Here is an 18,608-nt window from a genome sequence, read left to right as displayed (position 1 = left end):
GAATTCTGAATTAAATAATTATTTAGTAAGTTTAAATATAATGATAGCTTTAAATAAATCACCATCAACTTCTATATTAAAATTTCCTCCCTGAGCTTCCACAAAGCTTTTTACAATTGCTAGTCCAAGACCTGAACCTTCAGTATTTCTAGATTTATCTCCTCTTTGAAATCTTTCTACAATTTCAAAGGAATTAAATGAAACTTCTTCAGCAGACATATTTTTAATAGTTATTTCGACGGAATCCTCAAGTTCATTTATATCGACATAAACTCTTGAATTTTTCATTGCATATTTAACTACATTATTTAATAAATTTTCAAAGATTCTAAAAGTTTTTTGACTATCTAATTCTAAAATTATTTTATTGGATGAAAAATTATTTTTTATTTTTAAACCAGAATTATTTATTTTATCTTCTAATTCAATTTGTGTTTGCTTCATCAACTCTACTATATCAACTTTAACTAAATTTAATGTAATATTACCGCTTGTGGCTTTACTTACTTCAAATAAGTCTTCAATTAAAAATTTTAACCTTTGAGATTTTCTATCTAGCGTGTCAATATATGATTTTCGTTCATCTTCTGTAATATCTTCATTTTTTAATAGATCCACATAAGTAATTATTGAAGTTAATGGAGTTTTTAGATCATGAGAAACATTTGATATTAAATCTGTTTTCATTTTTTGACTCTTAACTTCCTCATCAACGGCCTTTTTAAATCCAACTTGTATCTTTCGGAGATTCTCTTTAAATGGATTGAAAATTCCTGCATCCTCTTCAATTTTTATATCTAATTTACCATCTGCAATTCTATTTGTAGCATCTAAAAGCATGATAAATTTGTTGCGTAATTTGGTGAAATATTTTTCGATAAAAATGAATAACACTATATTATAGAATATTAATATTAAAAAGGCCCATAGTATTAACCCTTCTTCATTATTTACAAAAATAATACATCCAGCAAAGAATATTATTATAATAAATAAGTCAAATATAAAGTTAATTCCAAGCAATTTTACAGTTACTTTACTAGATTTTTCACGTATATTAATATTAAAAATAGTTGTATATATTCTTTTTATTAGACTTTGAATTTTTTTATTTAGATATCTGTAGCAACTATTAATTATTTCTATAGCTTTATTAGATTTCTCTTTGATATCTACATTTTCAAAAATATTATCTACATTTTCATATGTCTTCTTAATATTTCTTTTTGCATTCATTATAATTAGACCAATTAATGTTTTTTCTTTAAAATATTTCATTAAGCTTATGCTAAAGATTTTTTTAAATGTAAATATAACTACTAATATTAATGTAGAGAATATTGACCAATAAATTATATTTGATAAATACACTATAATATTTCCTGAATTCGGATCTATTCCGATTTGTTTTAATCCTTTAGTTACAAAATCACTATTTAAAGTGTAAAGAACTATTGCGCCAGAGCCTATGAACATTATAACGACTAAACTTCCGACTAATGACATTAAAATTTCAAATGGAAACTTGAAAAGCTGTTTGCAGATAATGATTTCTTTTTCAACCTTAAGTGGAATGCATAAACTAAGAAGTACAATTATTCCTCCAAGTATAGACACATATATTATTGTTATATTAGAATAAGCATCAGCTTGTCCCTGCTCTATAAGTGCAGAAGAATTATCATTATATTTTAAATTCTTACCTATCCCATATATAAAAGTCATATTTTTAATTGGTTTATCAATATTATAATTATCTGTATAAAATAAGTAATTTAATTTAAATTGATTATTTAATGCATTTCTGAAGTCGTGTTCATTTACACCATATATCCTATTAATAACATTATTACCGTTTTCATCAAAACTAATGCTAACATAAAAAAAATAATTATTATCGATGTCATTTGAATTTAATAATGTATTCGAAGTATTATCAGTATTAGTTTTAATAATATTATTACTCTTGTCTAGCACAACATAATCAACATTTCGATATTCATTATTTAAATACGAGGACCAACTGTCTAAATGATCATTTAAACTTTTTTTCAACACTTCATATTCATTACTATCTTTTGCTTTTAATTCTGATTTTATATAAATATCGTTAACATCGATAGTTTTATTTTGCTGAGTTTCTAATGCATCCTTATAAAGCACATAAATACTTTTTGAAAAATCTTCAATAATAAAATCATAATTATAAAAAGAAAGAGAATTTGCTTTTCCCGCATTTTCAATTTTAGGATAAATTCCAACCATTAAAGTTCCAATTGTAAAAAATAAGATTATTGCAATGAGATTTATAATAAATATTTTTCTAGTATTCTTTGAATCTATTTTTATTTTTCTTGCTTCATTATTACTGTCGTTCAATTTTGTATCCAACTCCCCATACCACCTTTAAATATTTTGGATTTTTTCTGTCAATTTCAATTTTTTCTCTTATATTTCTAACATGTACCATTACAGTATCCGTATTTATAGCATGTTCTTTCCAAACTAATTCATAAATTTCTTCTGCTGAAAATACTCTTCCTGGATTTTTCATAAGAAGTTTTAAAATTTTAAATTCTATTGGTGTAACTTTAATATCTTCTCCATCTAAAAGCACTTCTTTAGTATCTAGATTTAATTCTAGGCCTCCAATAACGTAACTATTTGAGTTTTCTTCTAAATTATTTATGACATTTAAATATTTTGAATATCTTCTTAATTGTGAATTTACTCTTGCCAGAAGCTCCATGGGATTAAAGGGTTTTGTAACATAATCGTCTGCACCTATATTAAGGCCCATGATTTTGTCCATTTCTTCAGATTTTGCAGTAAGCATTATAACAGGGAACTCGTAATTTTCACGAAGTTTCATAACCATTGTAGTTCCATCCATTTTAGGCATCATGATGTCAACAACGGCTAAGTGAATTGCCTCATTTTCAATGATTTCAAGGCCTTCAAGTCCATTACCTGCTTTAAAAACATTGTAACCCTGATTTTTTAAGTATATTTCAATACCATCGCATATTTCTTTTTCATCTTCAACAATTAAGACATTATATAAATTCATTATTTAATTACATCCTTACATTTTTTATTTTGAAGTGCATATATAAGCTACAGCTATACTATTATATAACAACATTGGATATATTATCTAGATAATTTCTGTGAAACATATGCTTTAATAATAATATACAATATGAATCTAAAGAGAATTATTATAAAAAATGAAAGAATTTCTAAAGATTAAAAAATACAATTAATAAAGAAAATATTTATTTAAATAGAAAAAATTATTAAAAAGGTTAATTTGAAATAAAATTGTATTTCAAATTAACCTTTTTAATTATTTGTATGTAAATTGCTTCAATAAAATCTTGAACTCAGTATTTAGATTTGAATAGATATCCATTAAATTGCTTGATTGTTTTTGTGCTTCTTCAATAATGAAATCATAATTTTCCGCAAATAAATTAACTATAAACGAATCTATTTTTTTATACGCAGCCATATCTGTCAATATTTTAATTATCTTCTCCTTACTAAAGGCTTCCTTATAACTCCGAACTCCAATTAAGGCACTAACAATATCTCCTATTGCTACAATTCGCATTTCTGTAGTAAGTTGGTTTTCTTTTAAGCCAAAAGGATATCCTGCTCCATCTAATTTTTCATGATGTAATGTACCAATATCTCTAATATCATCAATATTTAAGTCACTTAAAATATTGTAACCCATAATTGCATGACTTTTCATAATTTCAAATTCATCATCTGTAAGCTTTCCTGGCTTTTCTAAAATTTCAACAGGAATGCCTATTTTACCTATATCATGAAGGGTTGATGCCATTTTTATTTTTGATAAAGTTTTCTTGTTTAGTCCATATAATTTTCCAATTTGATAGCTTATAGCCTCAACTATTATAGTGTGTTTAACTGTAGCTTCACTTCTAAAGTCTATAGAATATGCAAGCATTTGACTATATGCTAATACTTCTTCTCTTGTTAAAATCTTTTTATCGAAAAACTCATATAATTCTTTTAGGTATGATCCATCAAATAATTTACTTAGAAAATTAAATTTACTATCTGCAGTTAAAAATAAATCTATATGCTCAGCTAAAAATTCATCTTTTATTTTAAGTATGGTATCTTTAATGTTTGTATTTTCACTTACATACATTCTATCCACATAATCTGCAAAATTTAATAATAATCCTTCTATAGAAATTACATCAATTTCATTCTCTAGATAATATGTATGTGTAAAATGGTGAGTTAATACAACTTTATATAAATCTGAAAGTGGGGAAAAATACTTTATAAATAAAGAGCCATAAATAGCATGCTCGTATACAGAAGCTGATTCATCAACTTCTGCAACTTTGTCTTTTTCTGCAACCTTATAGGCTCCTATATCATGAAAGATTGAAATTGCACAAAGATTAATTATTTCTTCTTCACTGTAGCTTCCTTCTGCTTTTAGTAAATTAAGCATTAAATAAGCAACCTTTTCTCCATGATTTAAAAGTCCTCTTTCTACTGAATTTATTGCTCTATGTATAATCTTTATCATTTGACTTAAAGTAACTTCTGAATTTTCTATCATTAAATATCAACCTCCTTAACAGCAAGTAATACAATTATCATTTTTATATTTTGATAATCTTTAATATGAGCGAGTACCTTACTTAAACCAAGAAGGAATTGCTTTTTTAAACTGACCACCACATCGTGATAATTCCCCCATAACTTTATCAATGCCATTTTCAGTTTTAAACCAGTTATCTTTAGTTACATTTTCTACATCTACTGGAGATATTAAAAATTCTGTAGATGGATATGCCCAGCTGTAGAACATTAAACATCGTTTTGCATGAAAGGATTTACAACAAATAATTGCTTTCTTTATTTTCAAATTGTATTTGTCTGTTACTTCACGGGATTTGAATGCATTTTCTTTTGTCCAAGTAGCATTATCTTCTTTTAATATTGCATCTTCAGTTACTTTATATGATAATAATACATCTTTCATAAAAGCCCATTCAGTATAATATGGTCCAGTATATTCATTTGCCTTAGTCATTGCCCCTGGAAAATAGCCTTTACTCATACTATATTTACCTGATGGTAAAATAAAAGGAGCATAATTAGCCAGATATAGCTTGGCTGCATTTTCTGCAGGTTCAGGCCAAGAACCACCTGGAATGAAAATAATATCAGCTTTTTCTAATTTATCCTCAATAAAAATAAAAGATGTTATATCTTTTATTAATTCCCCGCCAACAACTGTCATTATTTATACCTCACTAAAATAATGTTTATTCCTTATCAAAATCTCTTCCAACATCTTTAGCTGTATGAGAATCAGAACCGTAAACTTTTTTTATAGCATATTTATTTACTAATTCTTTAAAAGCATCAGCTACATAAATTTCACCACAATAAGGTTTTCTAAGACCTGCTGTATTTACATCTACTTCATAATTGCGATTTTTAAGTTCTCTTACTATCTTTTCTAAAAGCTCATAATTCTTATATTCTAATGGATATAATTTATTAAAAATTCTAATTAAATTAGGATGTCCGATTCGTTTAGGTTTATATGGGCCAAGATCTGATTGGATAGCTATAAGAAGTGTTTCATAGTATTTATCATATACTTTGTCAATACTTCCTAATAAATTTAAGGCTTGTTCAAATCCATCTCTACCATCAATAGCTACATACTGATCATCAATTTTAATAAAATGTACTGAAAGTAATCCATCTTCTAATTTGGGACCATATAAATTAAGAACTTTTTTTGTTTCTTCTTCATAGGCTTCAACAAAATCAACTTCTAAGCCTATATTTATCTTGATTTTATCTGCATATTTTAATTTGATTTTTTCAACGTCTTTAAAATATTTATTAATTGCTTCAAAGTTAGGAGCGCATTCATCTTGAAAAGCTTTATCATCAATAAAATAACATGGAAAGGGCATGTGTTCAGTAAAAGTAATTTCTTCTAAGCCTTCAATTAGTGCTTTTTCTACGTACATATCAAAACTGTCTTGAGTTCCATGAGGACAATATGGTGAATGAATATGTCCATCTCTTACTATTTTTTTATTTTCCATAATTACTTTTAAAGAAAGATCCATTAATGCATATTTCTTTAAAATTTCACATCCTCTCTATGATAAATTAATATAAGTCAATATTTGAACTTTGCTATTATGAAGTGACTAAATATAGCCACTCCATACCACATAAATTAAAATAAATAAAACTATTTATCCTCTCTAAGCAAATAATCATTATTATCACAATCTTTAAAAGAGAACATTTTACCATAAGGCATCGTCATCATTTCACCGACAGTTACAGAGTTATTTTTCATTTCTGTATATGCTTCCTCTATATTAGTTGTACTTAAAATAATAGATGGATGTTCAATATTAACTTTTGGATTTTGAGTTTTCATCATATTTTTATCATACAATACAAAGGTAGTTTGTGAGGTTTCATTTGGAGCCACTTCGATCCATTTCATATTTGGCCCCATTTGTTGTTCAAATTTTACAATGAACTTTAATTTATTGACCCAAAAATTCTTAGCTTGCTCTTGATCTTGTACATAAATTGTGATTTTGCTAATGTTATTAATCATATTTTTTCCTCCTTAAGAAAACCTTCTATATATTTTTCTAAATATTTTGAAATTTCATCGATCTCATCATTTTTGGGTAAGCAATCAGTAAGTATTTTTAATATATTCTTTTCTTTAATGTAGTTAACTGAGAAAGCATAATTCAAATCTGTTATCCAATTTAATTCGTATAATTTTCTATCATTATAATTCTTTAAAGAATTGTTATTGATTTTTTTATTTGTAAGTATAGCTTGAAGTAACTCTTTATTATAGCCTGGCGTAAAAGGCAAATTATCTAAAGCTGGATTTGGATTATTTCTTCTTTCTTCTTCATATTCAGTAATAATCCTAAAAATATCAAGCTTATCTGCATCTCTAATTAATTTACAAAACAAGGCTTCATCAACATTTAAATCTTTTGGTAGATCTTTTTCGTTATGTAGATTTATTGCTTTAATAATTAATTTTTGTCGGTCTTTATCTAAATACTTTAGAACATCATATTCCACTAGTATTTTTATACCAAGTGCTGCATGATTTACTGAAAGATAATCTCTAAATGTCTTATAAGTTCTGAATTGTTCAAATCTTCCTATATCATGAAATAAGCCTATGATTTCTGCAGTATTAATTTCTTCTCCTGTTAAATTGAGAGATTTAGCAATACTTACTGCATGGTTAGCAACATTTAAAGTATGTTTTTCCTTTAATTCTATATTTTGATTTATCACTGGGTCATCTCCATAAAATTTTTTTATGTAAGAATTGAACCAATTATAATATTTTTTAAGTGAATCTTTTTCCATCTTTATCTCCTTATATGATGAGAATTATATATTCCAATTATCAATATTCAATTAATGGCGGAATCCATTCTGGATTTCTTGAATTGTGATGTACAATCTTGATTAGAACTTATATATATTATTTCTATAACTAAAAGTATTCCAGAATTATTCTGTATCATTTATATTTTAGCATTATAACCAATTCAAATATAGCCTTTTTTAATTATTACTTGATTTATACATAATAAAAGCCAGTAGAGCAAGTATTTTAAAATACAAATGTTCTACTAGCCTTCATTAACCGTAAGGAAGGAGTCTACGGTTCCTCGGAGAATGGATTTACTACATGCTTAGCTTAAATTACTTTAAGCCTTGTTCGTAGCTTTCGATCATGTGTTTTACCATGTAACCGCCAACGCTACCATTTTGTCTTGAAGAAAGGTTACCTTTATCTTGATTTTCATAGTCACTTAAACCAACTTCTGAAGCAACCTCAGTTTTTAATCTGCTTAATCCCTGCTTTGCTTCTGGTACTAATGTTCTGTTTCTTCCACTATTGTTTGAAGACATAATAATTACCTCCCTTTAATAATATAAATTTTGCTTGGCAGTATTATATTAACCACTAAAGAGAATATTAATCTAATAAATTATTAGTAAAAATAGTAAGCATGCCTTCTATTAAAAAATTATGCCAAGTTTACAATATAGTTTTAATACATTGAGGAAAGTTAAAGACATTTGATGGATCATACTTTATTTTTATTTTTCTCAGTTCTTTATAATTCTCACCATAATATTCTTCTTCATAATTTTCAAGTTCGCCACATGGAAAATTAATATAGGCCCCAGTAGTAATAGATTTAATAAAAGAAATATTATTTTTAACAAAATCTATATTAGTTTTAGCATGTACATCATCTTCCCAAACTGATTGGAAACCCATTATAAATTTTGCATCTCTATAAAAGAAAGCTGTATCCTCTTTATCTTTGTCCATCACTGCTCCGCCTAATCCATAAAGTGAAACAGCTGTGTAAATTGATCCTTCAGCTCTTTCATTTACAAGTTTTATGATTTTCTTTACCATACTAGAATCGTAATTATTAAATACAAATCTACCTGAGGATTTATATTTTTCATATGGTGGATGGCTATCTTGAATTATCCTATTAATTTCTAAAATAGAAGTACATTTTAGATCAAATACTCTATAAGGTAATACACTTTTAAATTTTGAAAGAATGCTAGAAGCTTCATTTTCACTGCCGTAGAATACCCCTGTTATATGAACGCCTTTTCCGTTTATTTTCGAATTATATATTGCCATTTTCAAGTTCATTCGTCTATCCAAATCTTTAAAAAGTTCTATCCATAAATCAAATATTGATTTTATTTGATCCAAGTTAATATTTGCATAATCTATATCAATTAATGTTGCTATATTTTGCTTTGCTGGCAATTTAAAAGTCATACTAGTAACAACACCAAAATTTCCACCACCAGAGCCTCTGCAAGCCCAAAATAAATCTTCATTTATATTTTCTGAGGCAATTATCAATTCTCCTTTGTAATCTATAAGCTCAATTTGAAGTAAACTATCTGCTGATAAACCAAGCATTCTGCAGGAATATCCCCATCCTCCGCCTAAGACTAAGCCTGTAACGCCGACAGTTGGACAGCCTCCTCCAGGAAAAGGATAGTTAGCTTTCCCAAGTGTCTCGTATATTTCTCGGTTACTAACCCCACCTTGTATTTTAACTAAGCTTGCTTTTTCATCTATTTCAATATTATTCATTTTGTTTACATCAATCACTACGACATCATCCCCAGTAGAATATCCTTCATAATGATGTCTTCCTGAACGTATTCTGATTTCTAAAGAATTCTTTTTAGCCCAAGCTATTGCATTACTTATATCAGGATTATTACTGCAATTAATAATTACCTTTGGATATTTTTTAATTGCTCTATTCCAGCACGCTCTTTCCTCTTCATAATTAAAACTTTCTCTAGTTATTATTTCTCCAGTTAATTCCGTGTAATCTAAATTTATCATGTATATCACCTAATTCTAATAATTTTATTGCATATTTAGTAATTATTATTCTTAATATATATAAATTCTAATTAAGATTTTTCATCTCAATTCAAGAAATACTGAAAAGTTTCAGTAATTAATTTATTATTAAAAATAAATAATTAATTATAGTCATCATCTTTTGTAAATAAAAGTTATCTTTAATATTAACTATGCAATAATAATAATTATTATTTTAACATTAAAAATTAAAATAATATAGTTAATTTTTAATTAACTTATAAAATTATAAAAGGTCATTCCTTTGTAAAAAACCAAAAGAATGACCTAATAATCTGTAAATTAACAAGCAACAATTTCCTTAATTATAAACTCTCTGCCACCCAATATTTCTAATTCTTTGCTTCCACAATAAGGGCAACACCAATTGCTTTTAATTAAATTATATACTTTATTACAACTTGTACAAATACCATTTGCTGGCATAATTTCAATTTTTAATTTTGTATCTTGCAATAATGTACCATCTACGGCTGCAGGATAACATGCTTCAATATATCTAGGAATCATGGATGAAAGCTCACCTATTTGAAGAACTACTGCATCTATTTTTGTAATTTCATTTGCTTTAGCAAAATTTTCAACATTTTTTACGACTTCTATAACAACTCCAAGCTCATGCAAATCAATCACCACCTTTTTAATAATCAAACTTATATATGTACTATTGAGAAATTATAATCGTAACACTACACTAGAAATTAGATACATATTTGTGCAAGCGGCATATGAAATTAAGCTGTGATGGTTATTAGTGGAAGGTTGTTCCACTTTCTGCTTGTCATAAATTTATTTTAGGAACATGCAGAAATGGGTGCAACCTTCCACTTAGAACCCATCCAGCGAAAATTTCATTAGTCCGCTGTAATAAATATGTGTTTAATTTCGGTAAGTTCCGCATATGTCTAATTCTTGCTTTGGATATCTATAAAAAGAATAAATTATATTTATTCATTTTTTTCCAGAAATAATTGATTCAAGGAATCTTACAGGTTTTTTAACTGCTATTCTAACCTTACGTTTTAAAGCATGTTTTATTATTTCAGGTTTTAGTTCTCGAAGTTCTACTCCAGTGCCATCATATCTTCTCACTAATTTGATAGCATCATATTTACATTTTGTAGTACAAACACCGCATCCAACACAAAGATATTGGTCAACTACTGTAGCACCGCATCCAAGGCAACGTTCCGTTTCTTTCTTAATTTGTTCTTCTGAAAAAGTACCACGGATATCTTTAAAAGTATTTTCAGCTTTATTTGCATCTATATGTGTTGCTTTTTGCCTTGGAAGATAATCATAACCTTCAAGTTCAAGATTTTCTTTATTAAATGAACGATATTCCCTTTTAATTCGGCCAATAGTTAGACTTTGGCCTGGATGAACAAATCGATGTATTGAAATTGCAGCTTCTTTACCTAATGCGATGGCATCAATAGCAAACTTAGGACCAGTTAGTGAATCTCCTCCTGCAAAAACATCAAGTTCATCTGTTTGTAAAGTAATAGAATCAGCTTTTATTGTTTTATTTGGATTTAATTGAATTTTGGTATCTTCAATTAAGTTACCCCAATCAATTCCTTGACCTGCAGAAATCAAAACATTATTTCCTTTAACAACTATAGTTTCATTTTCATCAAATTTAGGATTGAATCTTTTATTCTCATCAAATACATAAATACATTTTTGAAACTCAACTCCAACCACATGACCATTTTCTACTATTATTTTCTTTGGCCCCCACGAGTTATTTATATTGATGTCTTCAGCTAATGCTTCTTCTATTTCTTCATCAAGTGCAGGCATTTCAGCTCTGTTTTCTAGACAATACATATTAACTTTGGAAGCACCTATACGTGCAGCAGTTCTAGCAACATCAATGGCAACATTTCCTCCACCAATTACGATGGTTTCTCCATTTAATCTTAATGGTTCACCAAGATTTACTTTTCGTAAAAAGTCTACACCCGATATAACTTCTTCTGCATCTTCTCCATCGATTCCAAGCTTTCTTCCAGCTTGAGCACCTATTGCAAAATAAAATGCTTCATAACCTTGAGCCCTTAACTCATCAATTGTTACATTTTTACCTACTTCTATTCCAGTCTTAAACTCAACATTTAATTCTTTTAAAATATCTATTTCAGCATTAACTACATCTTTTTCAAGCCTAAAGGATGGAATTCCAAGAGTAAGCATTCCTCCAAGTACTTTTTCTTTTTCAAATACTGTTACTTTATAGCCATCAATTGTTAAGTAGAAAGCACAAGAAAGTCCAGATGGGCCAGCACCTATAATAGCTATTTTGTTTCCATATTCATGTTTAACTTTAGGTATATATCTGTTTTCCTTACTTAAATCCTGTTCTGCAATAAATTTTTTTATATCATCTATAGCAATTGGATCATCTACATCTCCTCTTGTACATGCCGATTCACATTTTCTAGGACATATACGACCACATACTGCTGGAAATGGATTTTCATGTTTAATAAGTTCAAGAGCTTCAGTATATCTTCCTTGTGATGCTAATTTAATATAGCCTTGAATTCCAATATGGGCTGGACATTCAGCCTTACAAGGGCTTGTACCAGTATCGACTACAACTTGTCTATTGGTACGATAGTTTGCATTCCATTTCTCTGGGCCCCACTCAGTATCATATGGAAGCGCTCTCTTTTTTTCAGGAATTGGAGTTTTAGTACAAATTTTTTGACCTAATCTTAAAGCATTAACTTGGCAGTTTTCGACACACTCTCCACATGCAACACATTTATCTTTATCTACTACTGAAACATAGTTTGATCTCACCATGTCAGTATTAAAATACATTTCAGCAGTTCTTAAGGATAAACATGAGCAGCCGCAACAATTACAAATAGCATGAGTTTTCCCAGAACCATCAGTATTTGGTATTTGATGTACTAACCCATTCTCCTCTGCTCTTTTTATAATATCAAAAGCTTCCTCACGTGTAATTTCTCTTCCTCTACCAGTACGAATATAATACTCTGCTGCATGGCCCATTTGAATACACATATCTTCTTTTAAGTGACCACAGCCTTCGCCCATAACCTCTCTTGCCGTACGACATGCGCAATCAGCAACAGAAAAAATATCGTTTTCATTTAAATATTTAGAAACTTCTTCATAAGAAGCCTTTCTTGTTTCTCCTTCTATTGCTTGTTCAATTGGAATAACGCGCATTAAGCCTTTACCAACTGGGATATTACCCACTGTTTTTGGACCTCTTACTCTCCCATATGCTTCAAAAGCCTCAGCAATTTGAGGATACTTTTTAACATTTTCTTTATGATTAACCATCATTTCCATAACCCCTGGAATCCAAGTATCTAGCCAATATTTGTCTACGCCTTCCTTTTTATTAACAAAACAAATACCGTCAACGGCTAATTGCCATAATATTTTAGAGGTTTCATCAACAGATTTATTACACAAGAGAGAAACTTCCTCAGCACTTTTAGGATTACGTAATTCTAGACAAAGTCCAACTTCTGCCATTTCATCAGTAACAACAGGTTCTAAAATCATATATTCAGGATCTTCTGCCTTTATTTCTGCCTTTGACCCACGCTTTGTCCTATTGATGTGATTAGCAAGATCTAATACCTTTTCTTTTACCATATATTTTCCCCCTATTAACCAATATATATATATTTAAATTATCAATGCTCAATTATCAGTTAAAAGTAAAATCAATTAAGGATTTCTTGAATTGAAATGCACACTATTAATTAGAATTTATTTACTTAATAATTTAATTAATTATTTGATTTACCATAATTAGGCCTTTTCATTCCAATTATCAACTTCTTTTCTTAGCCAATTTGCCCATTGATTAATACCTTCTCCTGTTTTTGCACAAATCGGAATTACTTTTGCTTTAGGATTGATTTTTATAATTCTCTCTTTAACTACCTCTAAATCAAAATTAAAATAGTCTATTGTATCTATTTTATTAATAAGTACAATATCGACAATAGAGAACATTAGAGGATATTTTAGTGGTTTGTCATCCCCCTCTGGTACACTTAAAATCATTGCATTTCTTGATGCACCTGTATCAAATTCAGCAGGACAGACTAAATTCCCCACATTTTCTAAGATTGCTAAATCTATTTCTTCTGTTCCTAAGCCTAATAAACCTTGTTTAGTCATATCTGCATCTAGATGACACATACCACCTGTATGTAATTGTATTACCTTAGCACCTGTTGTAGAAATTGTATTAGCATCTACTTCTGAATCTATATCCGCCTCTAATACACCTATATTCATTTCACTTTTTAAGGCTTCAATTGTTCTTAAAAGAGTGGTTGTTTTTCCAGAACCAGGAGATGACATTAAGTTTAATAAAAATGTTTTTTCTTTTTTTAAATCCTCTCTAAGCAAGTTAGCTTGTCTATCATTGTCTTCAAAAACACTTTGCTTAATTTTAAGAACTTTATATTTATCCATAAATTTATACCTCCATTTACCTAATATCAAATTTTTATATTTAATATCAGGTACTTATTAAACTAAAAGCTATATATAAGATGATGTAATATATTGGTAATATATTCTTTAAGAAAATTATAGGTTTTAATTATTAAAATAACAATATACAAAAGAGCAATTATGTCTAATGAATTGAAAATATATCATTTATATTGATGAATAACTTAAAATTTTTAAGTTAATAATAGATTTATGGCAAGGTGGTGATAAGATGAGTTCTCAATATAATAAGAATAAAAATAGTAAGAGTAATACTAATAAGCATAAGGAAGATAAAGAAGACAATAGTAATTTTAATAATAAAAAATAATCATCAATAAATATTTAAATGGTAATAAATCATAAACTAAATCAAGGCCTAAAATAACCATAAAAAATAGCAGCCAATCAAATTTAAATCGAATTGGCTGCCAGTATATATTGTTTTATATTAATTTAAAAAACTCTATGAAGTTTATTTCTAATTTCTTTAAGAGAATAATCCTTAATTAATTTTCCATCTTTAAAGACAATCTCTAATAGATTATCACTTAATTCTTCTTGTTCTTTTATGTTAAGCTCGTCTTTATAAAGGATATCCGCTCCATCTTTATAAACGTAGCACATTCCCTTTTGTGACTTCTTAAAATTACCAGTATCAGTTTTAGGGTCTTTAAATATAAATTTTTCTTCTCCATTTATTATTGCATGAGTTGCTTTTAAAGCAAAGCCAAAGGTATCTCTTGTATTGTATTGATAAGTGTAAGAACCAATACCAAAAATACAGTTATTTACTGCAAAACCTTTTTCAGTAAGCATCTTGCAGATTTCTTCACATCTTTCAACAGTAATACTGTCACCATAAATTGTACCTATATGAGAATTTAGAACTTTATAGCCTTTAGAATTGATTTCTCCTCCAAAAATATCCCATAATAATTCAACAGTTCCTTTAAAAGCAGGACTGTCTATAGGCGCTTCATTATCACCACAAATTATTTTTACTGGATCTCCACTATCCCCTCTAATTACAATTTTCCCATCTCTATTTAATATATCTTCTTTTAATATCGGTAGAATATTCGTAATTAGATTCCAATAATCATAGGTATCAGAAACTATGCTAAGAACACCACTTGGGAATACTTCAGTAATTAATCTTTTATATGCCTTAAGTTCATCTGTGCCATAGGTACACATTACACTGTGTTCAGTTGATGGAGTTCCTAGGCCAACAATTTCATTTTCTATATTACAATTATAATATTTTTCTAAATAAAGTATTGATGAAATTGTTGCTGTTCCTGTGAAAGAAAGCAAATGCCCTGCACTGCTAGTTTGGGCACTTTCAATGGAACTAAAGCCTCTCATGCTAAAATCACCACAAGCTTTTGTAACAGCACCATTTTCAACAGTTAAATCAAAATATTTTTCAATTATCTCTCTATATCTATAGGCAATAGTTGCGCTTGTCATAGGCTGCCATATATTACAACTCATAAAGGTTTCTAAATAATTGACTAACCAAGCAAATTCCTCATGAGTATTAGTAATTTCAATCATTGGTGTTTTTATATTTACTCTTGTTCCTTCTTGAACTGCTTTTATTTGTATAGGTAAATAACCTAAATCATGCAATTTTTCTATGTGTGTTGTATCTGCAGCAATTGCTCCCATAGTATTTGAAATAACTCTTTTATATTCATTTAATATTTCTTCTTTAGGAATTTTGAAGAAATTATCGTTAAAATATTCAATCATATACTTTTTTATAAATGATTGAAGGCCAAACATAACAACCTTATCCATATTTTCTTTTCTAGACATTCTAGGTGTCCAATAACTTACAAGCTTTGTTAAACCAGGCGCATAACACATATGATGTATTGTTTTATAAAAATCTGTTAGTAATAATGGCTCTATCATTTTTTCTCTTCCCTTCATTCTCAATTCTATTATCTAATAACCTTAACACTAAGTGCTTCAATCACATCTAAAGCCTTATCATGCAAGCTATCATCAAAGCTTGCACAAAGAGTTCCATCAACAGATAAATTTGCATTTATATATTGAGATTGAAAAGTTATAACATTGCTTATAACACACATATTTGTTACAACTCCAACGAACTCTATTTCATCAATGTCATCTCCAAGTTCAGATGCTATTTTAAGCATATCTTTTGGTGCTATTCCAAAAGCATTTTTATTACAGTGTAATGTGTTTGGACCTTCAACAAATTCTTTCAACTTTCCATAAAGTTCATGTCCTTCAGTATTTATATAACAATGAGGCACAGGTAGATTTTTTCCTTCTCTTGTTTCTAAATAATTTTCAAAATGAGTATCATAAGTAAATAATACTTTATGACCAGCTGCTAAATATTCTTTGACCTTTTTGTAAATACCATCTTCTAAAGTTTCAGCTTTCTTAAAGCCTAATGCCCCATCAACAAAATCTTTTTGATAATCTATTACAACTAATAATTTTTTCATAAAAATATCCTCCATTCTACACTCTTTCTATGCCCATTTATATTGCGATTATCAATGTTCAATCCTCAATAATCAATGAATTTTTATTTCCTATGGATATTTATAATTTTCAACAATTATTTTTGAACCATGTATAATTCGAAATAATATTTAATTAGACTGCATTCTATAAGCAAATTCTTAAATTCTAAAGTTCATAAGTTCTAAAATTCCTAAATTCTAAAATTCTAGTATTCTCTAAATAATATTAGTAACTTCAATTTTCTCATGTGCTTTTGATAATATACTATTTGTTGTAAATACCTTACTAATTAAAGTGCCATTTAAAATTTCTCCATCAAAAATTGTATCTTCACAATGAGTTACGGCTAAATATATATCACTTGCTCCTAACTCTTTGAGTTTTTCTGCTGTTAGCATAAAAGTTCCACCTTTTGAACATAAATCATCTACAATTAAAGCTTTAAAACTTTTCACTTCTATAGTTCCACACATTTCAAGTTTTTTAATACGACCAGTTTTAAAATCTCTTTCCTTATTAGCTGTCAGAATCTTATCATAGATAATTTGTTTTCCATATCTCTTAGCTGCACCTGAATCAGGATAAACTATATATGTTGGTTCATTATTATCGCTAATTTTCTCTAATGCAGTAGTTGCTAAATCTTTGGACATATTAACTACTTTTACTCTATCAAGTAATGCAACACATACATCAGAATGTGGCTCAAAAATTAGTACTTCTTCAAACTTTAAATTATTTATTAATCTGCATAAATGTTTTAAAGTAAAAACTGTCATGCCTTCGGTTCTATCCATTCTGCTGTAAGGCATATAGCCAATAATAAGTCTGCATTTAACATTTAACTCATCCAAATGTCCTTTGATAAAGATTAAATGTGTTATATCAGAATCATTTTCAAACTTAAGCTTTAATGTATTTATTTCTTTATTTATCTGTAAATCTTCACTGTTTATAAGACTTTCTCCATTAGGAAATCGTGTAATATTAACCTTTGCATTATTTAAATAAATCATTTTTCTTCCCCCTTAAAATTACAATCTCTATTATAAGTTAAAATTCATGTACGAAATTCTCATTAAATTTAAACATTTTAGCAGGTCTAAAAGGCCTTCCTTCAAGGATTTCATCTGTTTCAATAATCATATCTCCCATTTTTCTTCTAAAGTTTAAAATTTCTCTTCCCATTATTGCTTCATATACATTTTGAAGTTCTTTAACTGTAAATAATCTTGGCAAAAGATTTAAAGCAATTGGAGTATACTCAATTTTATTTCTGATTCTATCTAATGAGTAATCTAATATTTTATAATGGTCAAAGGCTAATTCTTCATTACTATCTTCAATGAGTGAATAACTTAATTCTTTTTTCTTACTTATGCTTTTTTCTATTTTCTCTCTTACTTCATAAATAATTATGTGTTTTTCATCCTCACTTTCAAGCTTTAATAAATATCTATTTAATAGGTATCTTTCTTCTTCTTGACTTTCAATGAGGTTTTTTTCTATCCAGAACCATTCTGATTTAAGATTTTTTTCTTCCTTTTGAAGATTAATTTTATCCTTTGATATTAAGGCTATATTGCCAACACTGATTACTCTTGTTCTTGGATCTCTATTTAGATCTCCAAATGTATATAACTGTTCTGTATAAACATTATCTATTCCAGTTTCTTCTTTCAACTTTCTAAGGGCTCCTTCTTCTAGGCTCTCATTGATATTCACAAAGCCTCCTGGAATTGCAAATTTATCTTTAAAAGGATAATCTTCTCTTCTTACTAAAAGTACTTGCATTCCCTTTTTAGGAACTTTTCTTGAATTTTTCTCCAACTTATCATCAGTTGTAAATATTATTACATCATTTGTTACACTTGGACGCTCATATATATTTACATCATATTTATTTAAAAATTCTTCTTCTTTATTTGAAAGTTTCTTTTTCAATTAAAACACCTCATTATCTTCAATAAATAAATCCAATAAGTTCAACTAGATAATATCAATTTGAATTTATGTATTAATATTACTCCAAAATTTCCTATTTGTAAATAGTGTTATTTCA

General features: G+C 28.1%; 16 protein-coding genes. All 16 read right to left on the bottom strand.

Going from position 1 to position 18,608, the window contains the following annotated elements; genetic code table 11:
* Positions 1-18: 18 nt before the first annotated feature.
* The 16 genes from CSPA_RS15510 to CSPA_RS15435 all read right to left on the bottom strand — a co-directional run bounded on the left by CSPA_RS15510 (position 19) and on the right by CSPA_RS15435 (position 18,490).
* Positions 19-2,391 (bottom strand): HAMP domain-containing sensor histidine kinase, encoded by a 2,373-nt coding sequence (locus tag CSPA_RS15510; protein WP_015393269.1) that lies wholly within the window; start codon positions 2,389-2,391, stop codon positions 19-21.
* Positions 2,366-3,070: a response regulator transcription factor gene (locus tag CSPA_RS15505; RefSeq protein WP_015393268.1), complete on the bottom strand. Its 705-nt coding sequence runs from the start codon at positions 3,068-3,070 to the stop codon at positions 2,366-2,368. Before CSPA_RS15505 ends, CSPA_RS15510 begins: the two co-directional genes overlap by 26 nt.
* A 279-nt stretch (positions 3,071-3,349) precedes the next feature.
* A complete protein-coding gene (locus CSPA_RS15500; protein ID WP_015393267.1) occupies positions 3,350-4,612 on the bottom strand; it encodes an HD-GYP domain-containing protein in 1,263 nt (420 codons plus the stop codon).
* A 78-nt stretch (positions 4,613-4,690) separates the two neighbouring features.
* Positions 4,691-5,299: a YdcF family protein gene (locus tag CSPA_RS15495; RefSeq protein WP_015393266.1), complete on the bottom strand. Its 609-nt coding sequence runs from the start codon at positions 5,297-5,299 to the stop codon at positions 4,691-4,693.
* A 25-nt stretch (positions 5,300-5,324) separates the two neighbouring features.
* Positions 5,325-6,149 carry a histidinol-phosphatase HisJ gene (gene hisJ / locus CSPA_RS15490; RefSeq protein ID WP_015393265.1) on the bottom strand — a complete coding sequence of 275 codons (825 nt, stop codon included), beginning with the start codon at positions 6,147-6,149 and terminating at the stop codon, positions 5,325-5,327.
* A gap of 128 nt (positions 6,150-6,277) precedes the next feature.
* Complete coding sequence (locus CSPA_RS15485; protein WP_015393264.1) at positions 6,278-6,658, bottom strand: VOC family protein; 381 nt, start codon at positions 6,656-6,658, stop codon at positions 6,278-6,280.
* A complete protein-coding gene (locus CSPA_RS15480; protein WP_015393263.1) occupies positions 6,655-7,446 on the bottom strand; it encodes an HD domain-containing protein in 792 nt (263 codons plus the stop codon). The genes CSPA_RS15485 and CSPA_RS15480 overlap by 4 nt, the downstream gene beginning before the upstream one ends.
* A 342-nt stretch (positions 7,447-7,788) precedes the next feature.
* Entirely contained in the window at positions 7,789-7,998 is a 210-nt protein-coding gene (locus tag CSPA_RS15475) for an alpha/beta-type small acid-soluble spore protein (protein WP_015393262.1), read from the bottom strand.
* Between the two features lie 130 nt (positions 7,999-8,128).
* Positions 8,129-9,487 carry an FAD-binding oxidoreductase gene (locus CSPA_RS15470; RefSeq protein WP_015393261.1) on the bottom strand — a complete coding sequence of 453 codons (1,359 nt, stop codon included), beginning with the start codon at positions 9,485-9,487 and terminating at the stop codon, positions 8,129-8,131.
* Between the two features lie 324 nt (positions 9,488-9,811).
* Complete coding sequence (locus tag CSPA_RS15465) at positions 9,812-10,153, bottom strand: hydrogenase maturation nickel metallochaperone HypA/HybF (RefSeq protein WP_015393260.1); 342 nt, start codon at positions 10,151-10,153, stop codon at positions 9,812-9,814.
* Between the two features lie 327 nt (positions 10,154-10,480).
* Positions 10,481-13,174, bottom strand: a complete 2,694-nt coding sequence (locus CSPA_RS15460; RefSeq protein WP_015393259.1) for an FAD-dependent oxidoreductase — start codon at positions 13,172-13,174, stop codon at positions 10,481-10,483.
* Between the two features lie 159 nt (positions 13,175-13,333).
* A complete protein-coding gene (hypB, locus tag CSPA_RS15455) occupies positions 13,334-14,008 on the bottom strand; it encodes a hydrogenase nickel incorporation protein HypB (protein ID WP_015393258.1) in 675 nt (224 codons plus the stop codon).
* A 477-nt stretch (positions 14,009-14,485) separates the two neighbouring features.
* Positions 14,486-15,955 (bottom strand): nicotinate phosphoribosyltransferase, encoded by a 1,470-nt coding sequence (locus tag CSPA_RS15450; RefSeq protein WP_015393256.1) that lies wholly within the window; start codon positions 15,953-15,955, stop codon positions 14,486-14,488.
* Between the two features lie 29 nt (positions 15,956-15,984).
* Positions 15,985-16,524, bottom strand: coding sequence for a cysteine hydrolase family protein (locus CSPA_RS15445; protein WP_015393255.1), 540 nt, complete (start codon positions 16,522-16,524; stop codon positions 15,985-15,987).
* A gap of 237 nt (positions 16,525-16,761) precedes the next feature.
* Complete coding sequence (locus tag CSPA_RS15440; protein WP_015393254.1) at positions 16,762-17,562, bottom strand: phosphoribosylpyrophosphate synthetase; 801 nt, start codon at positions 17,560-17,562, stop codon at positions 16,762-16,764.
* A 37-nt stretch (positions 17,563-17,599) separates the two neighbouring features.
* A complete protein-coding gene (locus CSPA_RS15435; protein WP_015393253.1) occupies positions 17,600-18,490 on the bottom strand; it encodes an NUDIX hydrolase in 891 nt (296 codons plus the stop codon).
* Between the last annotated feature and the right edge of the window lie 118 nt (positions 18,491-18,608).

This window comes from Clostridium saccharoperbutylacetonicum N1-4(HMT) (assembly GCF_000340885.1).
In the GTDB taxonomy this organism is placed as follows: Bacteria; Bacillota; Clostridia; order Clostridiales; family Clostridiaceae; genus Clostridium; species Clostridium saccharoperbutylacetonicum.
This window is presented reverse-complemented; position numbering and strand designations above follow the sequence as displayed.